The sequence below is a fragment of the uncultured Pseudokineococcus sp. genome, assembly GCF_947495735.1.
Taxonomy (GTDB): Bacteria; Actinomycetota; Actinomycetes; order Actinomycetales; family Quadrisphaeraceae; genus Pseudokineococcus.
On record NZ_CANMAA010000041.1, the window covers coordinates 1 to 1,059 of the forward strand.

Below are 1,059 nucleotides of genomic sequence, written 5' to 3' on the forward strand. Positions count from 1 at the left end.
AGCAAGCCGTTGGTGTTCTCGTTCGTCGCCCGCTGCCAAGGCGCGTGCGGGTCGCAGAAGTAGATGTCCATGTCGGTGGCCATCTGCACCTGCTTCCAGTCGCGCATCTCCCCGCCCTGGTCCCACGTCAACGACCGGCGCAACGACTGCGGCAGCTGCTGGACCTTCGCCGTCAGCGCGGGCGCGACCTGCTCGGGCTTGTACCCGTCCGGCAGGTGCACCAAGGCCACGTAGCCGGTGGCGCGCTCGACCAGCGTCCCGATGGCGCTGAGGTTGCCCCGACCGATGATCAAGTCACCTTCCCAATGGCCAGGTACCGCGCGGTCGTCGGCCTCGGCGGGCCGCTCGACGACGTTGACCATGTCCTTGATGCGGTTGCGGCGCTGGTTGGCCTGACGGTTGGGCACCCGCACCGCCCGCCCGGTACGCAGGCATCGGGCCAGGTCACGGCGCAGCCCGCCGCGGGTCTGGACGTAGATCGCCTGGTAAATGGTCTCGGTGGACACCTGCATCTCCGCCCGGTCGCCGAACTCCTCCCGCAGCCGGCCGCTGATCTGCTCCGGGGAGTACTTGCGGTCCAGATCCTCCTGCACCCGCTCCCGCAGCTCGGTGCAGGTCGCCAGCTTCGAGGGCTTGGGGCGGGCGGCCCGCACGTAGGCCGCCGCGTGCGCTGCCGTCGCGCGGTAGCCGCCCTCGGGTGCGGCGTTGCGGGACAGCTCCCGGCTGACGGTCGAGGCTGCGCGGCCGATCCGCGTCGCGATGGCCCGCACCCCCAGGCCCTCGGCCCGGGCCAGAGCGATGTCCTCACGCTCGGCCAGCGTCAAGCACCGGCCCTTCAGGTTTCGCCCGCGGCGCGGCCTGACACCACCAGCTGCAGCGACCCAGCGGGCGCCCTGCTTGCGGTAAGTGCCAGCAGCAGAGGCAGCGTCGGTGATGAACTCACCGTCCTGGTAGCCCTCCCAGAACTCCTGCACCCTCGCCGTGTCCATCACGGCAGTGAACCTGACCATCGCCGTCCCCTGGTGGCTTCGGCTGTTGCGACCACCGCGAGGATCCGGG

The 1,059-nt window shown here is 70.6% G+C and carries 1 protein-coding gene; it reads right to left on the reverse strand.

The features are described 5' to 3' along the window. Window positions 1-989: IS30 family transposase (locus Q0848_RS18890; RefSeq protein WP_299040378.1), on the reverse strand; the 989-nt coding region annotated here is incomplete at its 3' end. Window positions 990-1,059 lie beyond the last annotated feature (70 nt).